The organism is Delftia sp. DT-2 (genome assembly GCF_028401915.1).
Taxonomy (GTDB): domain Bacteria; phylum Pseudomonadota; class Gammaproteobacteria; order Burkholderiales; family Burkholderiaceae_C; genus Comamonas; species Comamonas tsuruhatensis.
Genome location: NZ_JAQOTI010000010.1, coordinates 229,030 through 243,864, shown reverse-complemented (window position 1 = coordinate 243,864; position 14,835 = coordinate 229,030). Strand labels below are relative to the sequence as shown.

12 protein-coding genes and 2 riboswitches are annotated in these 14,835 nt (G+C 68.0%); of the genes, 5 read left to right on the top strand and 7 right to left on the bottom strand.

Features of this window, described 5'->3' with window-relative positions; translation table 11 throughout:
- Positions 1 to 66: 66 nt before the first annotated feature.
- The 3 genes from gcvP to gcvT form a co-directional block, all read right to left on the bottom strand.
- A complete protein-coding gene (gcvP, locus tag PO605_RS19760; protein ID WP_272206772.1) occupies positions 67 to 2,970 on the bottom strand; it encodes an aminomethyl-transferring glycine dehydrogenase in 2,904 nt (967 codons plus the stop codon).
- 71 nt (positions 2,971 to 3,041) lie between these two features.
- Positions 3,042 to 3,416, bottom strand: coding sequence for a glycine cleavage system protein GcvH (gene gcvH, locus PO605_RS19755; RefSeq protein ID WP_012206130.1), 375 nt, complete (start codon positions 3,414 to 3,416; stop codon positions 3,042 to 3,044).
- Between the two features lie 134 nt (positions 3,417 to 3,550).
- The gene (gcvT, locus tag PO605_RS19750) at positions 3,551 to 4,717 is read right to left on the bottom strand and encodes a glycine cleavage system aminomethyltransferase GcvT (protein WP_272206771.1); all 1,167 of its coding nucleotides are present in this window, start codon (positions 4,715 to 4,717) and stop codon (positions 3,551 to 3,553) included.
- Between the two features lie 25 nt (positions 4,718 to 4,742).
- Positions 4,743 to 4,861, bottom strand: a riboswitch (glycine riboswitch).
- Positions 4,862 to 4,876: 15 nt separating this feature from the next.
- A riboswitch (glycine riboswitch) is annotated at positions 4,877 to 4,988 on the bottom strand.
- A gap of 169 nt (positions 4,989 to 5,157) precedes the next feature.
- Between gcvT and PO605_RS19745 the strand changes: the two genes are divergently transcribed.
- Entirely contained in the window at positions 5,158 to 6,762 is a 1,605-nt protein-coding gene (locus PO605_RS19745; RefSeq protein ID WP_047472924.1) for a fatty acid--CoA ligase, read from the top strand.
- 15 nt (positions 6,763 to 6,777) lie between these two features.
- Here the strand turns inward: PO605_RS19745 and PO605_RS19740 are convergent, their stop codons facing one another.
- The gene (locus PO605_RS19740) at positions 6,778 to 7,695 is read right to left on the bottom strand and encodes a LysR family transcriptional regulator (protein WP_047472923.1); all 918 of its coding nucleotides are present in this window, start codon (positions 7,693 to 7,695) and stop codon (positions 6,778 to 6,780) included.
- A gap of 98 nt (positions 7,696 to 7,793) precedes the next feature.
- Here PO605_RS19740 and PO605_RS19735 point away from each other — a divergent pair, with 98 nt between their 5' ends.
- Positions 7,794 to 8,285 (top strand): DMT family transporter, encoded by a 492-nt coding sequence (locus PO605_RS19735; RefSeq protein WP_047472921.1) that lies wholly within the window; start codon positions 7,794 to 7,796, stop codon positions 8,283 to 8,285.
- A 51-nt stretch (positions 8,286 to 8,336) separates the two neighbouring features.
- On the opposite strand, the gene PO605_RS19730 is transcribed toward PO605_RS19735, so the two are convergent.
- Positions 8,337 to 9,983 (bottom strand): sensor histidine kinase, encoded by a 1,647-nt coding sequence (locus PO605_RS19730; RefSeq protein WP_047472920.1) that lies wholly within the window; start codon positions 9,981 to 9,983, stop codon positions 8,337 to 8,339.
- A 458-nt stretch (positions 9,984 to 10,441) separates the two neighbouring features.
- Between PO605_RS19730 and PO605_RS19725 the strand changes: the two genes are divergently transcribed.
- The 3 genes from PO605_RS19725 to PO605_RS19715 all read left to right on the top strand — a co-directional run bounded on the left by PO605_RS19725 (position 10,442) and on the right by PO605_RS19715 (position 12,112).
- The gene (locus tag PO605_RS19725) at positions 10,442 to 10,897 is read left to right on the top strand and encodes an Lrp/AsnC family transcriptional regulator (protein WP_012206124.1); all 456 of its coding nucleotides are present in this window, start codon (positions 10,442 to 10,444) and stop codon (positions 10,895 to 10,897) included.
- A gap of 5 nt (positions 10,898 to 10,902) precedes the next feature.
- A complete protein-coding gene (locus tag PO605_RS19720; RefSeq protein WP_047472919.1) occupies positions 10,903 to 11,670 on the top strand; it encodes a helix-turn-helix domain-containing protein in 768 nt (255 codons plus the stop codon).
- A gap of 85 nt (positions 11,671 to 11,755) precedes the next feature.
- A complete protein-coding gene (locus PO605_RS19715) occupies positions 11,756 to 12,112 on the top strand; it encodes a VOC family protein (RefSeq protein ID WP_016446322.1) in 357 nt (118 codons plus the stop codon).
- Between the two features lie 50 nt (positions 12,113 to 12,162).
- Here the strand turns inward: PO605_RS19715 and PO605_RS19710 are convergent, their stop codons facing one another.
- A complete protein-coding gene (locus tag PO605_RS19710; RefSeq protein ID WP_047216913.1) occupies positions 12,163 to 13,644 on the bottom strand; it encodes an amino acid permease in 1,482 nt (493 codons plus the stop codon).
- A gap of 257 nt (positions 13,645 to 13,901) precedes the next feature.
- Positions 13,902 to 14,792 (bottom strand): LysR family transcriptional regulator, encoded by an 891-nt coding sequence (locus PO605_RS19705; RefSeq protein ID WP_016446320.1) that lies wholly within the window; start codon positions 14,790 to 14,792, stop codon positions 13,902 to 13,904.
- Between the last annotated feature and the right edge of the window lie 43 nt (positions 14,793 to 14,835).

The window sequence follows — 14,835 nt, the reverse complement described above, 5'->3', positions numbered from 1 at the left end:
GGGCAGGGCCGCAGTGTACGCGCGCCGGCCGGGGCGCCACAAGCGCCCCTTTGGGTGGCAGGTGCTTCAGCTCAGGTAAGCGTCGACCGGGATGCAGCTGCAGTAGAGGTTGCGGTCGCCGTAGACGTTGTCCACCCGGCCCACGGGACACCAGTACTTGGACTGGCGCAGGGCAGCCACGGGGTAGGCGGCGGCCTCGCGGCTGTACGGGTGGGTCCATTCCGAAGCCAGCAGGGTCTCGGCCGTGTGCGGCGCGTTCTTGAGCGGGTTGTCGTCCTGGGGCAGGCGGCCCTGCTCGATGGCGCGGATTTCCTCGCGGATGGCGATCATGGCGTCCACGAAGCGGTCCAGCTCGTACAGGCTTTCGCTTTCGGTGGGCTCCACCATCAGCGTGTTGGGCACGGGGAAGGACAGCGTGGGCGCATGGAAGCCGTAGTCGATCAGGCGCTTGGCCACGTCCTCGGCCATGACGCCCGTGCTTTCCTTGAACGGGCGCAGGTCCAGGATGCACTCGTGCGCCACATGGCCGTGCTCGCCCGCGTACAGCGTGGGGTAGTGGTCGCGCAGCCGGGCGCTGATGTAGTTGGCGCTGAGGATGGCGGTCTCGGTGGCCAGGGTCAGGCCCTGGGCGCCCATCATGCGGATGTACATCCAGCTGATGGGCAGCACGGCCGCATTGCCCAGCGGCGCGGCACTGATCGCGCCCGTGCCGCCCGCAAGGCCCGTGGTGGCATGGCCGGGCAGGAAGGGCACGAGATCCTCGACCACGCAGACGGGGCCCACGCCCGGGCCGCCGCCGCCGTGCGGGATGCAGAAGGTCTTGTGCAGGTTCAGGTGGCTGACATCGCCGCCGAAGCTGCCCGGCGCGGCCAGGCCCACCAGGGCGTTCATGTTGGCGCCGTCCACGTAGACGCGGCCGCCGTGGTCATGCACCAGCTTGCACAGCTCCTTGACCTGGGTCTCGAACACGCCGTGCGTGCTGGGGTAGGTGATCATTATGCAGGCCAGGTTGGCACTGTGCTGCTCGCACTTGGCCGCCAGGTCCGCCATGTCGACGTTGCCGTTGGCGTCGCAGGCGGTGACCACCACCTGCATGCCCACCATCTGCGCGCTGGCCGGGTTGGTGCCGTGGGCGCTGCTTGGAATCAGGCAGACGTTGCGGTGCGACTGGCCCCGGCTCGCATGCCAGCCCTTGATGGCCAGCAGGCCCGCGTACTCGCCCTGGCTGCCGGCATTGGGCTGCAGGCTGATGCCGGCGTAGCCCGTGGCCTGGCACAGCCAGTCGCGCAGCTGCTTGTCCAGTTCCGCATAGCCCTGCTGCTGGTCGGCCGGGGCAAAGGGGTGCACCTGGGCGAATTCGGGCCAGGTGATGGGAATCATCTCGCTGGTGGCGTTGAGCTTCATGGTGCAGGAGCCCAGCGGGATCATGCTGCGGTCCAGCGCCAGGTCCTTGTCCGACAGCTGGCGGATGTAGCGCAGCATGGCGGTCTCGGAGCGGTGGGTGTTGAACACCGGGTGCGTGAGGAAGGCGCTGCTGCGGCGCAGTCCGTCGGGAATCAGCGGCTCCACGCCCTTTTCGAAGGCGGTGAAGCTGGGCAGGGCCTGGCCGTCCCGGGCGAAGATCTTCCACAGCAGCTCGACATCGGCGCGCGTGGTGGTCTCGTCCAGCGAGATGCACAGGTATTCCTTGAAATACACGCGCAGGTTGGCGCCCAGGGACACGGCACGCTCCACGATGGCCTGGGTGGCCGCGCCCGTGTGCAGGCTCAGCGTGTCGAAGCTGGGCGCCTCGCGCAGCGGCGCGCCCAGCTCGGCCAGGCCGCGCGCCAGGATGGCCGTGTACGAGGCCACGCGGCGGGCGATGCGCTCCAGGCCCTCGGGGCCGTGGTAGACGGCGTACATGCTGGCCACCACGGCGGGCAGCACCTGGGCCGTGCAAATGTTGGAGGTGGCCTTTTCGCGGCGGATGTGCTGCTCGCGCGTCTGCAGTGCCAGGCGGTAGGCGGGCTTGCCGTGCACGTCCACGCTCACGCCGACCAGGCGGCCGGGCAGGGAGCGCTTGAACTCGTCGCGGCAGGCCATGAAGGCGGCGTGCGGGCCGCCGGCGCCCATGGGCATGCCAAAGCGCTGGGTGGTGCCCACCACGATGTCGGCACCCCATTCGCCGGGCGGCGTGATCAGGGTCAGCGCCAGCAGGTCGGTGGCCACGATGAAGGCGGCCTGCTTGCCATGGGCCTTGTCCACGTCGGCGCGCAGATCGCCCACATTGTCAGGAAGGCGGCCGCTGGTGGCAGGGTACTGGGCCAGCACGGCGAAGTAGTCGCCCTCCATCAGCTGGTTCCATTCCTCCAGCGAGTTGGCCAGCAGCACCTCGATGCCCAGCGGCGCGGCGCGCGTCTGTATCACCTCGATGGTCTGGGGGTGGGCATCGCCGGCCACCACGAAACGGTTGCTCTTGCTTTTGACGGAGCGCTTGGCCAGCGTCATGGCCTCGGCGGCCGCCGTGGCCTCGTCCAGCATGGAGGCGTTGGCAATCGGCATGGCCGTCAGGTCGCAGACCATGGTCTGGAAGTTGACCAGGGCCTCCATGCGGCCTTGCGAGATCTCGGCCTGGTAGGGCGTGTAGGCCGTGTACCAGGCGGGGTTCTCGAGAATGTTGCGCAGGATGACTCCGGGCGTGTGCGTGCCGTAGTAGCCCTGGCCGATGAAGCTTTTGAGCAGCTGGTTGCGGCCTGCCAGCGCCTTGAGTTCGGCCAGCGCCTGGGCCTCGGTGGCCGCTGGCGGCAGCGCCATGGGCTGGTGGCGCCGGATGGAGGGCGGGACGATGGCGTCGATCAGCGCATCGCGCGATGCCGCGCCGATGGCGCTGAGCATGTGGGCCTCGTCTTCGGGCGCGATGCCGATATGGCGGGCCACGAATTCGGTGGCGTTCTCGAGGGCGGCAAGGGGCTGGGTGGAGGACATCAGCATGGAGGGACCTGTCTCAAAAGCTGAAAAGCGCCAGGGCGGGCCCTGGCGCCCGTCCTGGCCGGAAAGTGGCGTCAGTTGCTCTGGGCAAAGGCCGTGTAGGCGGCTTCGTCGAGCAGCGCGGCCAGCTGGCCTGCGTCGCTGAGCTTGACCTTGAAGAACCAGCCTTCGCCCAGCGGGTCGCTGTTGGCCAGGGAGGGGTCGTCGCGCAGGGCCTCGTTGACTTCGACGATCTCGCCGCTGACGGGCATGTAGACATCGGCGGCGGCCTTGACGGACTCGACCACGCCGGCCACATCGCCCTGGTTGAAGCTGGTGCCCACGGCGGGCAGGTCGACGAACACCACATCGCCCAGCGCGTCCTGCGCGTGGAGGGTGATGCCGACGATGGCCGCGTCAGGGTTGGCGGCGTTGATCCACTCGTGGTCCTTGGAATACTGGATGCTCATGGCTTGCTCCGATAGAAACTGAAAAAAACCTGTGAAACGCGGTTTGAGAAAGGTCAGTGCGCACTGTAGCGGCATGCGATGGCAGGAAAAACGAATCCGCCGAACTCGATCCACGCCAAGCGCGCAGGCTGTCCTCAACCGCGGTGATAGCGGGGCGCCACGAAGGGCGTGGCCTGCACCTGCATGGGCACGGCCTTGCCGCGCACCATGGCCTGCAGCGTGGTGCCGACGGCGGCGCTGCCCGGCTCCACGTACGCCAGGGCCACGGGCTGGTTCAGCGTGGGCGACAGCAGGCCGCTGGTGACCTGGCCGACCTTGCGGCCGCCGGCATCCAGCAGCTCCGTGCCTTCGCGCACGGGCACGCGCTCCAGGGCCACCAGGCCCACGCGCTTGCGCGTGAGCAGCTCGGGCGACTGCAGCTGGGCCAGCACGGTGGCCGCGCCGGGAAAGCCGCCTTCGCGCTCGCCACCTGCGCGGCGGACCTTCTGCACGGCCCAGTTCAGGGCGGCCTCGGCCGGGGTGGTGGTCGTGTCCAGATCGTTGCCGTACAGGCACAGGCCGGCTTCCAGGCGCAGCGAATTGCGCGCGCCCAGGCCCACGGGCCTGACTTCGGGCTGGGCCAGCAGGGCACGGGCAAAGGCCTCGGCGTGGCTGGCGGGCAGGGAGATCTCGAAGCCGTCCTCACCGGTGTAGCCGCTGCGCGTGATGTACAGCTCGGCCCCCTCCCAGTCGAAGTGGCCGCCTGTCATGAACACCAGGCCGGCCGTGTCGGGCAGCAGGCGCTCCATGGCGGCTGCGGCCTGCGGGCCCTGCAGCGCCAGCAGGCCCCGGTCGAACTGGGGCTCGATTTCGCAGCGCCCGCCGATGCGGGCCTGGATGTGCGCCAGGTCTTCATGCTTGCAGGCGCCGTTGACGATCAGGAACAGGTCGTCCTCGCGGCGCACGAACATCAGGTCGTCCAGAATGCCGCCCGCGTCGTTGAGCAGCAGGCCGTAGCGCTGGCGGTGTTCGCCCAGGCCCAGCACGTCCATGGGCAGCAGCGATTCCAGCGCCGCGCCGGCATCCGGGCCGCGCAGGCTGATCTGGCCCATGTGCGAGACATCGAACAGGCCTGCCGCCTCGCGGGTGTGCAGGTGCTCGGCCATCAGCCCCTGCGGGTATTGCACGGGCATGGAGTAGCCGGCAAACGGCACCATGCGCGCGCCCAGTTCCTGGTGCAGGTCGAACAGCGGGGTCCTGAGCAGATCGGTGGTGGAGGCAGCGGACAAGGAGGGCTCTCTTTCAGGCAAGGAACAAGGCATAACGCCATCCCGGTCCTCCGGGATGTGCTGCCCTGCTGTCCGCTTTACCTGAGAGATTCACCCGCACCTTCCATGCGTGGGGCTTGCTCCTTCGGTGGATGGGGCACACCGCCGTGCCCTGCATCTCTCTCCAGCTAGGAACGCCTGCGGCCGTGGCGGCAGGCGGTGCCAGTCCTTTTGCCTGAGCGTTCGGGGCGAACCCTGCGCCTTCGGCGGTGCCGCTGCCTGCGACCGTTGCGGCCGGGCGGGCACTCTCTCCTGACCGGCGCATTCTAGCTGCGGCCAGCGTCCGCGCGGCTTCGGGATTTCCGCGGGCCGACTGCAACTCCATGCGCTTGCCTGCATGGATGCATTTGCAAATTGCATAACTGTCTAAAAAATCTCCTACATTGAGGTGCATCGATATATGAAATCTCGTTAGCGAGAAGGAAGAAGCGCACATGCAGCAGACGCTGGGAGACACATTGGCCTGGCCGGCACGTTACCTGCCGAACAAGGAAGCCCTGGTCGCGTGGGAGGGCGGCGAGCGCCGCGCCTGGACCTACGCCCAGCTCGATGCCGAAGTCAACCGCCACGCCCACGGCCTGGCCGAGCTGGGCATAGGCCATGGCGACGTGGTCGCGGCCTTTCTCTACAACACGCCGGCCTTTGTTTTCACCATGCTGGCGGCCGCGCGCCTGGGCGCCATCTTCAACCCCATCAACTACCGGCTGGCGGCGCAGGAGCTGGCCTTCATCCTCAAGGACGGCGCAGCGCGCGCCCTGGTCTTCGAGCACGAGGGCGGCGAGGTGGCCGCACGCGCCCAGGCCCTGCTCAAGGCCGAAGGCGGCGGCACTGGCACGGGCATCGAGCACTGGATCTTTGCCGACGATGCCCCGGCCGACCCGCTGCCGGTCTGGGCCACGCAGCGCCTGTCCGCCCTGGCCAGGGGCCGCAGCAGCGCGCCGCCCCAGGCCCATGTGCGCGAGAGCGACCCCTGCATCCTCATGTACACCAGCGGCACCACGGGCCGGCCCAAGGGCGTGCTGCATACGCACCGCAGCAAGCTGGCGCACAACGCCCTCATGCACCAGACCATGCAGTTCACGCGCGACGACGTGGGCCTGGCCATGGCGCCGCTCAACCACACGGCCGAGCTGCACACCAGCTTTCTGCCGCGCCTGCAGGCCGGGGCCACCCAGGTGCTGCTGCGCCGCTTTGACGTGGCCGAGGCCTGGCGCCTGATCCGCGAAGAGCGCGTGAGCTTCTTCTTCGCGGCGCCCACCATGGTCACCATGCTGCTGGCCGACCCCATCGCCTCGCCTGAGCAGGCGCCCGCGCTGCGGCTGGTGGAGTACGGCGGCGCCTCCATGGCGCCGCACCTGATCCGCGAATGGACGCGCAAGGTCGGCAGCGACCTGGTCCAGGTCTACGGCACCACCGAGATGGGACCCTGCATGTCCATCCTCCTGCCGCGCGAGCAACTCTCGCACGCGGGCTCGGCCGGGCTGCCCTCCATGGGCCATGACCTCATCGTGGCCCGCTTGCGCGAAGACAACGCCCCCACCGACCCGGCCGAGGCCTGCCTGCCCGGCGAGGTGGGCGAAATCCTCGTGCGCGGCCCCTGCATGATGGCCGGCTACCTCAACCGCCCCGACGCCAACACCCGCGCCCTGGCGCACGGCTGGTACCACACGGGCGACCTGGGCCACATCGACGACGACGGCTATCTCTGGATCCGCGACCGCATCGACTACATGATCAATTCGGGTGCCGAGAACGTCTATCCCCGCGAAGTGGAAGACGCGCTGGTCGAGCATGCCGATGTGCTCGAGGTCGCCGTCATCGGCGAGGCCGACGAGCGCTGGGGCCAGATCGTCGCCGCCCACGTGGTCGCCAAGCCTGGCGCCACGCCCACGGCCGAGGCGCTGGACGCCTTCCTGGTCCATGGCGACCGCCTGGCTGCCTACAAGCGCCCGCGCCGCTACCACTTCCGCGAAGCCCTGCCCAAGACGGCCAGCGGGAAGATACAGAAGCAGTTGCTGAGGGTGGTGGTGGCAGCCTGAGGCTGCGGCCTGCGCTTACTTCTGCGCAGAACAGCACTGCGCCATCGAGTTGCGCAGCCACCGATGCATGGCATCCCCCTGCTTGCGCACATGCCAGGCCTGCTGGTAGGCAAACCGGGGCAGCTCCAGCGGCGGAGCGAAACGGCGCAGCGTTTTGTGGCGGCGCAGGTCGCCAATGGCGCGGCTGCCCACGGTCAGCACGAGGTCGGTGCCTGCCAGCACCTCCAGCGCCGCGCTCCAGTGGGGCAGGGCCAGCACCACGCGGCGGCTCAGGCCTTGGGCGGCCAGCGCCCGTTCGATCTCCTCGCTGGCGTCGGGCCGCATGGCCAGCATGACGTGCGGGCGCTGCAGCCAGTCCTGCAGTGACAGCCCGCCGCGTGCCGGCAGCACGGCCTGGTCGGCCACGCTCACGAACTGCTCCTGGAACAGATCCTGCACCTCGATGCCGTCGGGCAGGTCGGGTGCGTCGGGGAAGGGGCCCAGGGCCAGGTCCAGTTCGCCATCGGCCAGCTGGGCCAGCATCACCTCGCGCGTGGACTGGCTGATGGCCAGGTCCAGCCCGGGTGCGTGCTGGCGCAGATGCCGCATCAGCGGCGGCAGCACGATGCGCGATGCGTAGTCCGACAGCGCCAGCCGCAGCCGTCCGCGTGCGTGGGCCGGGTCGAACTCCGCCTGTGCCAGCAAGCCGTTGAGGCTGCCCAGCGCATCCGCCAGCGGTTGCACCAGGCCTTGCGCGCGTGCCGTCAGCGCCATGCGGCCACCGCGCCGCACCAGCAACGGGTCGCCCAGATGCTCGCGCAGCTGCGCCAGCGAATGGCTCATGGCCGGCTGGCTCTTGTGCAGCCGCAGGGCCGCGCGCGTCACATGTTTTTCGGCCAGCAGGGCGTGCAGGGCCAGCAGCAGGTTGAGGTCGATACGGCGCAGTTCATCCATGCCATGAATATAGAACGTGCACACAAACGATTTCCATTCATCCAGCGGATGCGAGAGCATTCAGGCATGGATTCACGAACAGGAAAAGGATGCTTTGCATGACAGGACGGAACACGATTTTGGCCATGGCCCCCGTGGGCATGGCACTGCTGGCTGGCGCCATCCTGCCGTTCCAGGCGGCGAGCAACGCCATGGTCGGGCGGGTGCTGGGCCATCCGCTGTGGGGCGCGCTGACTTCGCTGGCCGTGAGCGTGATGGTCGTCGTGCCCGCGCTCTGGGCCATGCGCGCGCCCACTCCCGCGGTGGCGCAGGCAGTCGCGGGGCCGTGGTGGCTATGGATAGGCGGCGTGCTGGGTGCCATCTATGTGGCCAGTGCGGCGGCCGTGACACCCAAGCTGGGCGCGGGCGGTTTTCTGGTCTGCGTGGTGGCGGGGCAGATCGTGGTTTCGGTGCTGGTGGACCATTTCGGCCTGATGGGCCTGGGCGCCAGGCCGGTCAATTGGTCGCGGCTGGCAGGGGTGGCGCTGATCCTGGGCGGCGTGTTCCTGGTGGTGCAGGGCGGGACGGCCCGTGCAGCGGCGGCGCCATGAGCGCCGCGAGCACGCCCTGCTTCAGGGGCAAAGGCCCCGGCCTTGCCCGCGTCAGGCGGGCATGCCCGGCGGCACGGCGGCCGGCCTTGCCGCTGGCGGACATTCCTGGCGGGCATCTGCCGTGCCGGGCAGGAGCCGGCCCAGCCGGATGACAAAGCAGGCCCCGCCTCCGGCAGCCGGCTGGAAGAACGCGTCGCCTGCGTGCAGCCTGGCGATGCGCCTGACCACGGACAGGCCCAGGCCATGCCCGTTGACGTGCCGGGTGGCGCTTGCGCGTTCATAGGGCTCGAAAACCTGTCTTGCCGCTTCGGGCGCAAGGCCCGGTCCCTGGTCGCTGACGGAAATCAGCAGGTCACCGGACGCATCGCAGCGGGCGGCCAGGGTGATGTCGCCCGCCTTGGCATATTTGATGGCGTTGCCGACAAGGTTGGAGATGGCGATGCGCACCAGGACAGGGTCGCATTGCCATTGCTGCGGGCCTTGTTCCAGATCCAGTTTCAGGCGATGCCGCCGGGACCAGCCGACGAGCTCTGCAGACTCCTCCAGGAGTTCATCCAATGGCGTCTGCTCCAGTTGCAGCCGGAACGCGCCCGCGTCCAGCCGGTCGTTGATCAGGCAGGTGTCCACCAGGGTCATCAGCCGGCGCGAGGCCCTGCGTATCTGGGACGCCTGCTCGATGAGGGAGTCCGCGTCCGTCGTCGGGAACGTCTGCAGTTCGGTCGCGGCGCCGTCCACGATCGTGAGTGGGGTGCGGAACTCGTGGTTGATCATGTTGAAGAACTGGCGCTGTTCCAGCCGCATCTCCCGCTCGCTGTGCAAGGCCGTCTGCAGGGCCTGCTGGGCCGTTTGCAGCTGTGCGGTGCGCTGCAGCACCTTGGACTCCAGCTCGCGCTCGGCCGCCTGGGCGCGTGACAGGGCCTGCATCCGCTCACTGCGCAGGGCGCGCTCCGCCACCCGCGTGCGGTTGGTCACCGCCATTCCCAGCAGGATGGCCTCGGAAACACGCCCGGCAAACCAGAGCATCTGGGCCGATGGCAGCGCGACATCGGGGAACAGGCCCTGGGTTCTCAGCAGGTTCAGGATGCCCAGGGCGGAAGGCACCGCAAACGCCAGCGCGCCCGGCAGGTACTGCCACTGCCTTCGAACCACCAGCAGGTACAGCACGAAGACCGCACCGAACGATGTGGACACCAGGGCCGTGAACACCACGGCACGCGAGATCTGCGCATAGCCCCCCAACAGTGCCAGGCCCAGTGCGATGGCATTCAGCCAGGCCACCACGCTGAAGAGGTGCGCAGCCCAGATCCAATGGCGACGGAACTCGAACAATTGACTGAAAAACACCGTCGCCACCACACAGAAGCTGCAGTAGGCGATGGACAGCGCATGCTGGGGCTGGTCGGCGCCGGGCAGCCACAGGCCTTCGGGCCGGTAACGGAAAGCAGCGTAGGCAAAACCGGCTGCCAGGAGCGCGGCGCAAAGAATGTAGAGCCTTTCCCTGAGCCAGCACCACAGGATCAGGCTCATCAGCGTGATGGCCAGGGCCGAGCCCATGTACGCGTAAAGCAGCATGGCGGCCGGCGCCATGCTCCTGCCGGGAAAGACCGCGATGCCCTGGGCTGCCTGGGGGTTGGGCAGCAAGCGGGTGAGCAGCGCCAGAAGCGCTGCGGCTGCCAGGGCTTGCGCCAGCCATCGCATTGCAGAATCCGTTGGCCAGTGCCTCCGGCGGCCTTCGGTGGGATTGTCTTGGGTGTGGATCAAGGGGCCGATTGGTTGATGTGGCGAGCGCCCATGCATGCCCGACGTCAGGGTCAGTGCATGGGCGTGCACGTTTGCGGGAGGCATTGTGCACCGGCCGCCGTTGCGGGAAAGCGCTGCCGGGTGTCTGCGGATGCCTGCCGGGTGCCCCAATGCAACAGGCCGCCCCACTGCGGATAAGCGGGGCGGCCTGTAACGGGTTCCTGAGGGGATCACGCATCCGGGCGCTGGCGGTAGTCGGCGGGGCTGGGTGAATGGTTTTGCTGCGCCGGTAAGCGTGCTCCCATGCAGACAAGTGTGCGCGTCTGGTCTCAGAAAATGCTGCTTTATTTCTTCAAAACAGGCGTTGCTACAGAAAATTATTCTGCGCCTGCCTGTTTTGCAGTAGATTGCCGGCCATGGACATCCTCGACAGAAAGATTCTTTCCGCCCTGCAGGCCAACGCGCGCGCCAGCCTGCAGGAAATCGGCGCCGCCGTGGGCCTGAGCGCTTCGCCCTGCTGGGCACGCATCAAGAAGCTGGAAGAGGCGGGGGTGATCGAGGGCTATACCGTGCGCCTGAACCCGCTGGCGCTGGGCCTGGGCGATACGGTGCTGGTGCAGGTCACGCTGGACAGCCATTCGGACAACACGCTGGAGAAATTCGGCGAGATGCTGGCGACCATTCCCGAGGTGGTGGAGGCGCATCTGGTCTCGGGCGAGTACGACTACCTGCTGCGCGTCGTCGTCAAGGACACGCGCGACTACGAGCGCCTGCTGCGCGAGAAGCTCTACAAGATCAAGGGCATACGCCACAGCCAGTCCAGCTTTGTGCTGCGCACGCTGAAGAAGGCGGACCTGCCGCTGGGGGTCTGAAGTCCATGCCTTCTGGCCAGGCGCCGCCGCCCGCTCCCTACCGCGAACACTCCCCGCCGCCCGCCTTGCAGCCGCACTTCCAGTGCCTGTGGAGCAGCACCGTGGCCTCGGACTATGCCGGCGGCTTTCTCGTGGTGCCCGATGGCTGCGTGGACATCGTCTGCAAAGGCGGGCAGCTGCTGGCCGTGGGGCCTGACAGGGTGGCTGCGCGGCCCGCGCTCGTGCCGGGGTCCGAGGTATGGGGGGCGCGCTTCGGCCCCGGTGCGGCCAGCGCCTGGCTGGGCCTGCCCATGGACGAGATCGTGGGGCAGGCGGTGGAACTGGGCGATCTGCTGGGGCCGCGCGCGCGCGAGTGGGTGCATCGCATCAACGATGCGCAGCCGGGCGCAGGGCAGGCCGTGTTCATCCATGGACTGGTGCAAATGGGCCGCGACGCCCCGGAGCCCGACCGGCAGGCCATGCAGCTGTTCGGTGTGGCGGCTGCAGCCGGGCGGGACGAATCCGGTGTGCTGGCCGCCATGCGCGCGCAGCTGAGCATGTCCGAGCGCAGCCTGCGCCGCCTGTGCCACGCGCAGTTTGGCTACGGCCCCAAGACGTTGGAGCGCGTGCTGCGCTTTCAGCGCCTGCTGGCCCTGGCACGGTCTGACCGGCAGGCAGGTCTTGCGGCCCTGGCGGCGGAGGCCGGCTATGCGGACCAGGCGCATCTGTCGCGCGAGGTGAGGGCGCTGTGCGGCATCACGCCCCGCGCTGCCTTGCAGCAACTGCTGGATTGAGCGGCCCGGCTGGCCGTTTTGTTCAAGATGCCATGCCCCTGCGTGGCCGATGATGGCGGCCTACCGACATTCAATGGAGCATCACATGGGCATCAGGGGCAACAACCACCAGATCGACAACATCGAATTCAACGTGGCCGACATCGCACGCAGCAAGGCGTTCTACGGCGAGGCCTTCGGCTGGACCTTCACAGACTACGGGCCGAGCTACACCGAGTTCAGCGACGGCCGGCTGACGGGCGGCTTCACCACGGGCGAGGAGGTGCGGCCCGGCGGCCCGCTGGTCATCCTCTACGCCGACGATCTGGCCGAGGCGCAGCGCCGCGTGGAAGCGGCCGGTGCCGTGATCAGCCGCGCGGTGTTCGCGTTCCCGGGGGGCCGCAGGTTCCACTTCACCGATCCGGACGGCTACGAGCTGGCCGTGTGGTCGGCCGATGCCTGAAAGACGACAGCCCGCATCTGCGGGCTGTTTTCATGGGGACTGGGAGGGCGTCAGTCGACGTTGGAGCCCAGCTGCATGTCCTTGTACTTCACGATGTGCGTGCCCTTGACCAGGCGGTAGCCGCCCCAGATCAGCAGGAACAACGGCAGGCCGATATAGGTGGCGACCACGCCGGTCCAGTCGATGCGGTCTGCCATGAAGGCCTCGTAGTTCTGGCCCAGCGTGATCACCATGCACAGCACGAAGGCGAAGATGGGGCCGAACGGGAACCACGATGCACGGTAGGGCAGCCGGTTCAGGTCCAGGCCCTGGGCCTCGTAGCCCTTGCGGAAGCGGTAGTGGCTGATGGCGATGCCCAGCCAGGCGATGAAGCCCGTCATGCCCGACAGATTCAGCAGCCAGATGTAGACCAGCTGGGGGCTGAAGATGTTGGTCAGAAAGCACAGCGCAGCCACGACCGTGGTGGCCAGCAGGGCCATCGTGGGCACGCCGCGCTTGTTGACGTACGAGAACATGCGCGGCGCCATGCGCTGGCAGGCCAGGGTGTAGAGCATGCGTGTGGAGGCGTACATGCCCGAGTTGCCGGCCGACAGCACCGAGGTCAGCACCACGGCGTTCATCACGGCGGCGGCCGACAGCAGGCCCGCGCGCTCGAAGACCAGGGTGAAGGGGCTGACGCTGATGTCGCCCAGGTCGTTCTTGAGCAGTTGCGGATCGGTGTAGGGGATCAGCAGGCTGATGACCAGGATGGCCAGGACGTAGAACAGCAAAATGCGCCAGAACACCTGGCGCACGGCGCGGGGCACGTTCTTGGCGGGGTTCTCGGATTCGCCAGCGGCAATGCCGATCAGCTCCGTGCCCTGGAAGGAAAAGCCCACGATCATGGCTACGCCGATCAGCGCCGAGAAACCGCCTGCAAAGGGCGCATCGCCCTGGCTCCACAGGGCAAAGTTGCCCCAGATGCCTTCAGGCGCGCCGCCCCGCACGATGCCCAGGATCATGAGCACGCCCACGCCGATGAAGAGGATGACGGTGGTCACCTTGATGGCGGCGAACCAGTACTCGGCCTCGCCGAAGCCTTTGACCGAGATGGCGTTGAGGCCGAACATGATGGCCAGGAACAGGGCGCTCCACAGCATGCCGTTGCCGTCGGGGAACCAGTAGGCCATGACCAGCTGGGCGGCCACCAGGTCCACGGCAATGGTGACGGCCCAGTTGTACCAGTAGTTCCAGCCCAGCGCGAAGCCGAAGCCTTCGTCCACGTAGCGCGCGCCGTAGGTGGCGAACGAGCCCGAGACGGGCAGGTTCGCGGCCATTTCGCCGAGGCTGGTCATGAGGAAGTAGACCATCAGGCCCACGATCATGTAGGCCAGCAGGGCGCCGCCGGGGCCGGCCTGCGAGATGGTGGCGCCCGAGGCAACGAAGAGGCCGGTGCCGATGGAGCCGCCGATGGCGATCATGGACAGATGCCGCGCCTTGAGTTCGCGCCTGAGTGCGGTGGGAGCGGCGTTCTTGGAGTTGTCTGCTGCCATGGATGTGTCGATGGTTGGATCAGATCCCGCGTGGCCGCTGGCCGGCGCGGGGGCAGGAATGCAAAACAGGTAAAAACAAAAGAGCCGCGCTGTCGCGGCCCCATCAAGGTGCATGCACCACGAAAAGGCGTGATTGTCCGAGAACGCAGCCATCGTGGAAAGGCAGCAGTTTAATCTCCCTTCACCCGCATAAGCCGATCTGAATCAGCACCCACTGTGTGTGCGGCGCCACGCCAGCTCGGCTGGCCGCTGCCGCCTCACCACTGTGTCTGCGCCAGCAGCAGTTGTGCCAGTGCCTTGATGCGCGGCGAAGCCTGGCGCGTGCGCGGGTAGACCAGGGACAGCTCGCGGGCGCGGCCTTCGTGCTGGGGCAGCAGCCGCACCAGCCTGCCCGCCTGCAGGTGCTCGCGCACCGCGAACTCCATGACCTGGGCCACGCCCAGGCCGCCCAGCGAGCCTTCCACCAGCGGGTCGCCGCTGTCGAAGGTCACGGTCTGCGGCGCAGGCCAGTCCAGCATCTCGCCATTGCCCGCCAGGAACTGCCAGGGCACGCGCCGGCCCAGGTAGTGGTTGTAGACGGCCATGCAGCTGTGCTGCGCCAGCTCCTGCAGCGTCTGCGGCGTGCCGCGCGCCGCCAGGTAGGCGGGCGAGGCCACGGTCACCCAGCGCAGCGGCGGCAGGGCGCGGGCGATCATGCGGCTGTCTGCCAGCGGGCCGATGCGCACGGCCGCGTCAAAGCCTTCTTCCACCATGTCCACCATGCGGTCGGTGAAGCTGGTGTCGATCTGCAATTGCGGATGCTCGCGCAGCAACTGCCCCAGCAGCGGCACCAGCACGATGCGGCCCAGCATGGACGGCGCCGTCATGCGCAGCACGCCGCTGGGCGCGCAGCGCCGGTCGCTGACCAGCTGGCGCGCCTCCTCCAGCCCGGCGATCAGCGGGGCGCAGCGGTCCACCAGCGCGCAGCCGTCTGGCGTGAGCGACACGCTGCGCGTATTGCGGTGCAGCAGCCGCGTGCCCAGGTCTTTCTCCAGCTGCGCCACGGCGCGCGATATGCGGGACTGGCTGGTTCCCAGCAGGCTTGCCGCCTGGGTGAAGCTGCGGCTTTCGGCCACCTTGATGAGCAATTGAACGGCGTTGAGGTCCATGGCGATGGCATGTTTGATTGATTCGATTTTGCATAAGAAAGAT

Excerpts from the sequence above, each read along its gene's own strand:
- gcvP (WP_272206772.1), bottom strand. The coding sequence starts at position 2,970 with ATGCTGATGTCCTCCACCCAGCCCCTTGCCGCCCTCGAGAACGCCACC.
- PO605_RS19720 (WP_047472919.1), top strand. The coding sequence starts at position 10,903 with ATGCCTTCTGGCCAGGCGCCGCCGCCCGCTCCCTACCGCGAACACTCC.
- PO605_RS19715 (WP_016446322.1), top strand. The coding sequence starts at position 11,756 with ATGGGCATCAGGGGCAACAACCACCAGATCGACAACATCGAATTCAAC.
- gcvH (WP_012206130.1), bottom strand. The coding sequence starts at position 3,416 with ATGAGCATCCAGTATTCCAAGGACCACGAGTGGATCAACGCCGCCAAC.
- PO605_RS19740 (WP_047472923.1), bottom strand. The coding sequence starts at position 7,695 with ATGGATGAACTGCGCCGTATCGACCTCAACCTGCTGCTGGCCCTGCAC.
- PO605_RS19725 (WP_012206124.1), top strand. The coding sequence starts at position 10,442 with ATGGACATCCTCGACAGAAAGATTCTTTCCGCCCTGCAGGCCAACGCG.
- PO605_RS19735 (WP_047472921.1), top strand. The coding sequence starts at position 7,794 with ATGACAGGACGGAACACGATTTTGGCCATGGCCCCCGTGGGCATGGCA.
- PO605_RS19745 (WP_047472924.1), top strand. The coding sequence starts at position 5,158 with ATGCAGCAGACGCTGGGAGACACATTGGCCTGGCCGGCACGTTACCTG.
- PO605_RS19730 (WP_047472920.1), bottom strand. The coding sequence starts at position 9,983 with ATGCGATGGCTGGCGCAAGCCCTGGCAGCCGCAGCGCTTCTGGCGCTG.
- PO605_RS19710 (WP_047216913.1), bottom strand. The coding sequence starts at position 13,644 with ATGGCAGCAGACAACTCCAAGAACGCCGCTCCCACCGCACTCAGGCGC.
- gcvT (WP_272206771.1), bottom strand. The coding sequence starts at position 4,717 with ATGCCTTGTTCCTTGCCTGAAAGAGAGCCCTCCTTGTCCGCTGCCTCC.
- PO605_RS19705 (WP_016446320.1), bottom strand. The coding sequence starts at position 14,792 with ATGGACCTCAACGCCGTTCAATTGCTCATCAAGGTGGCCGAAAGCCGC.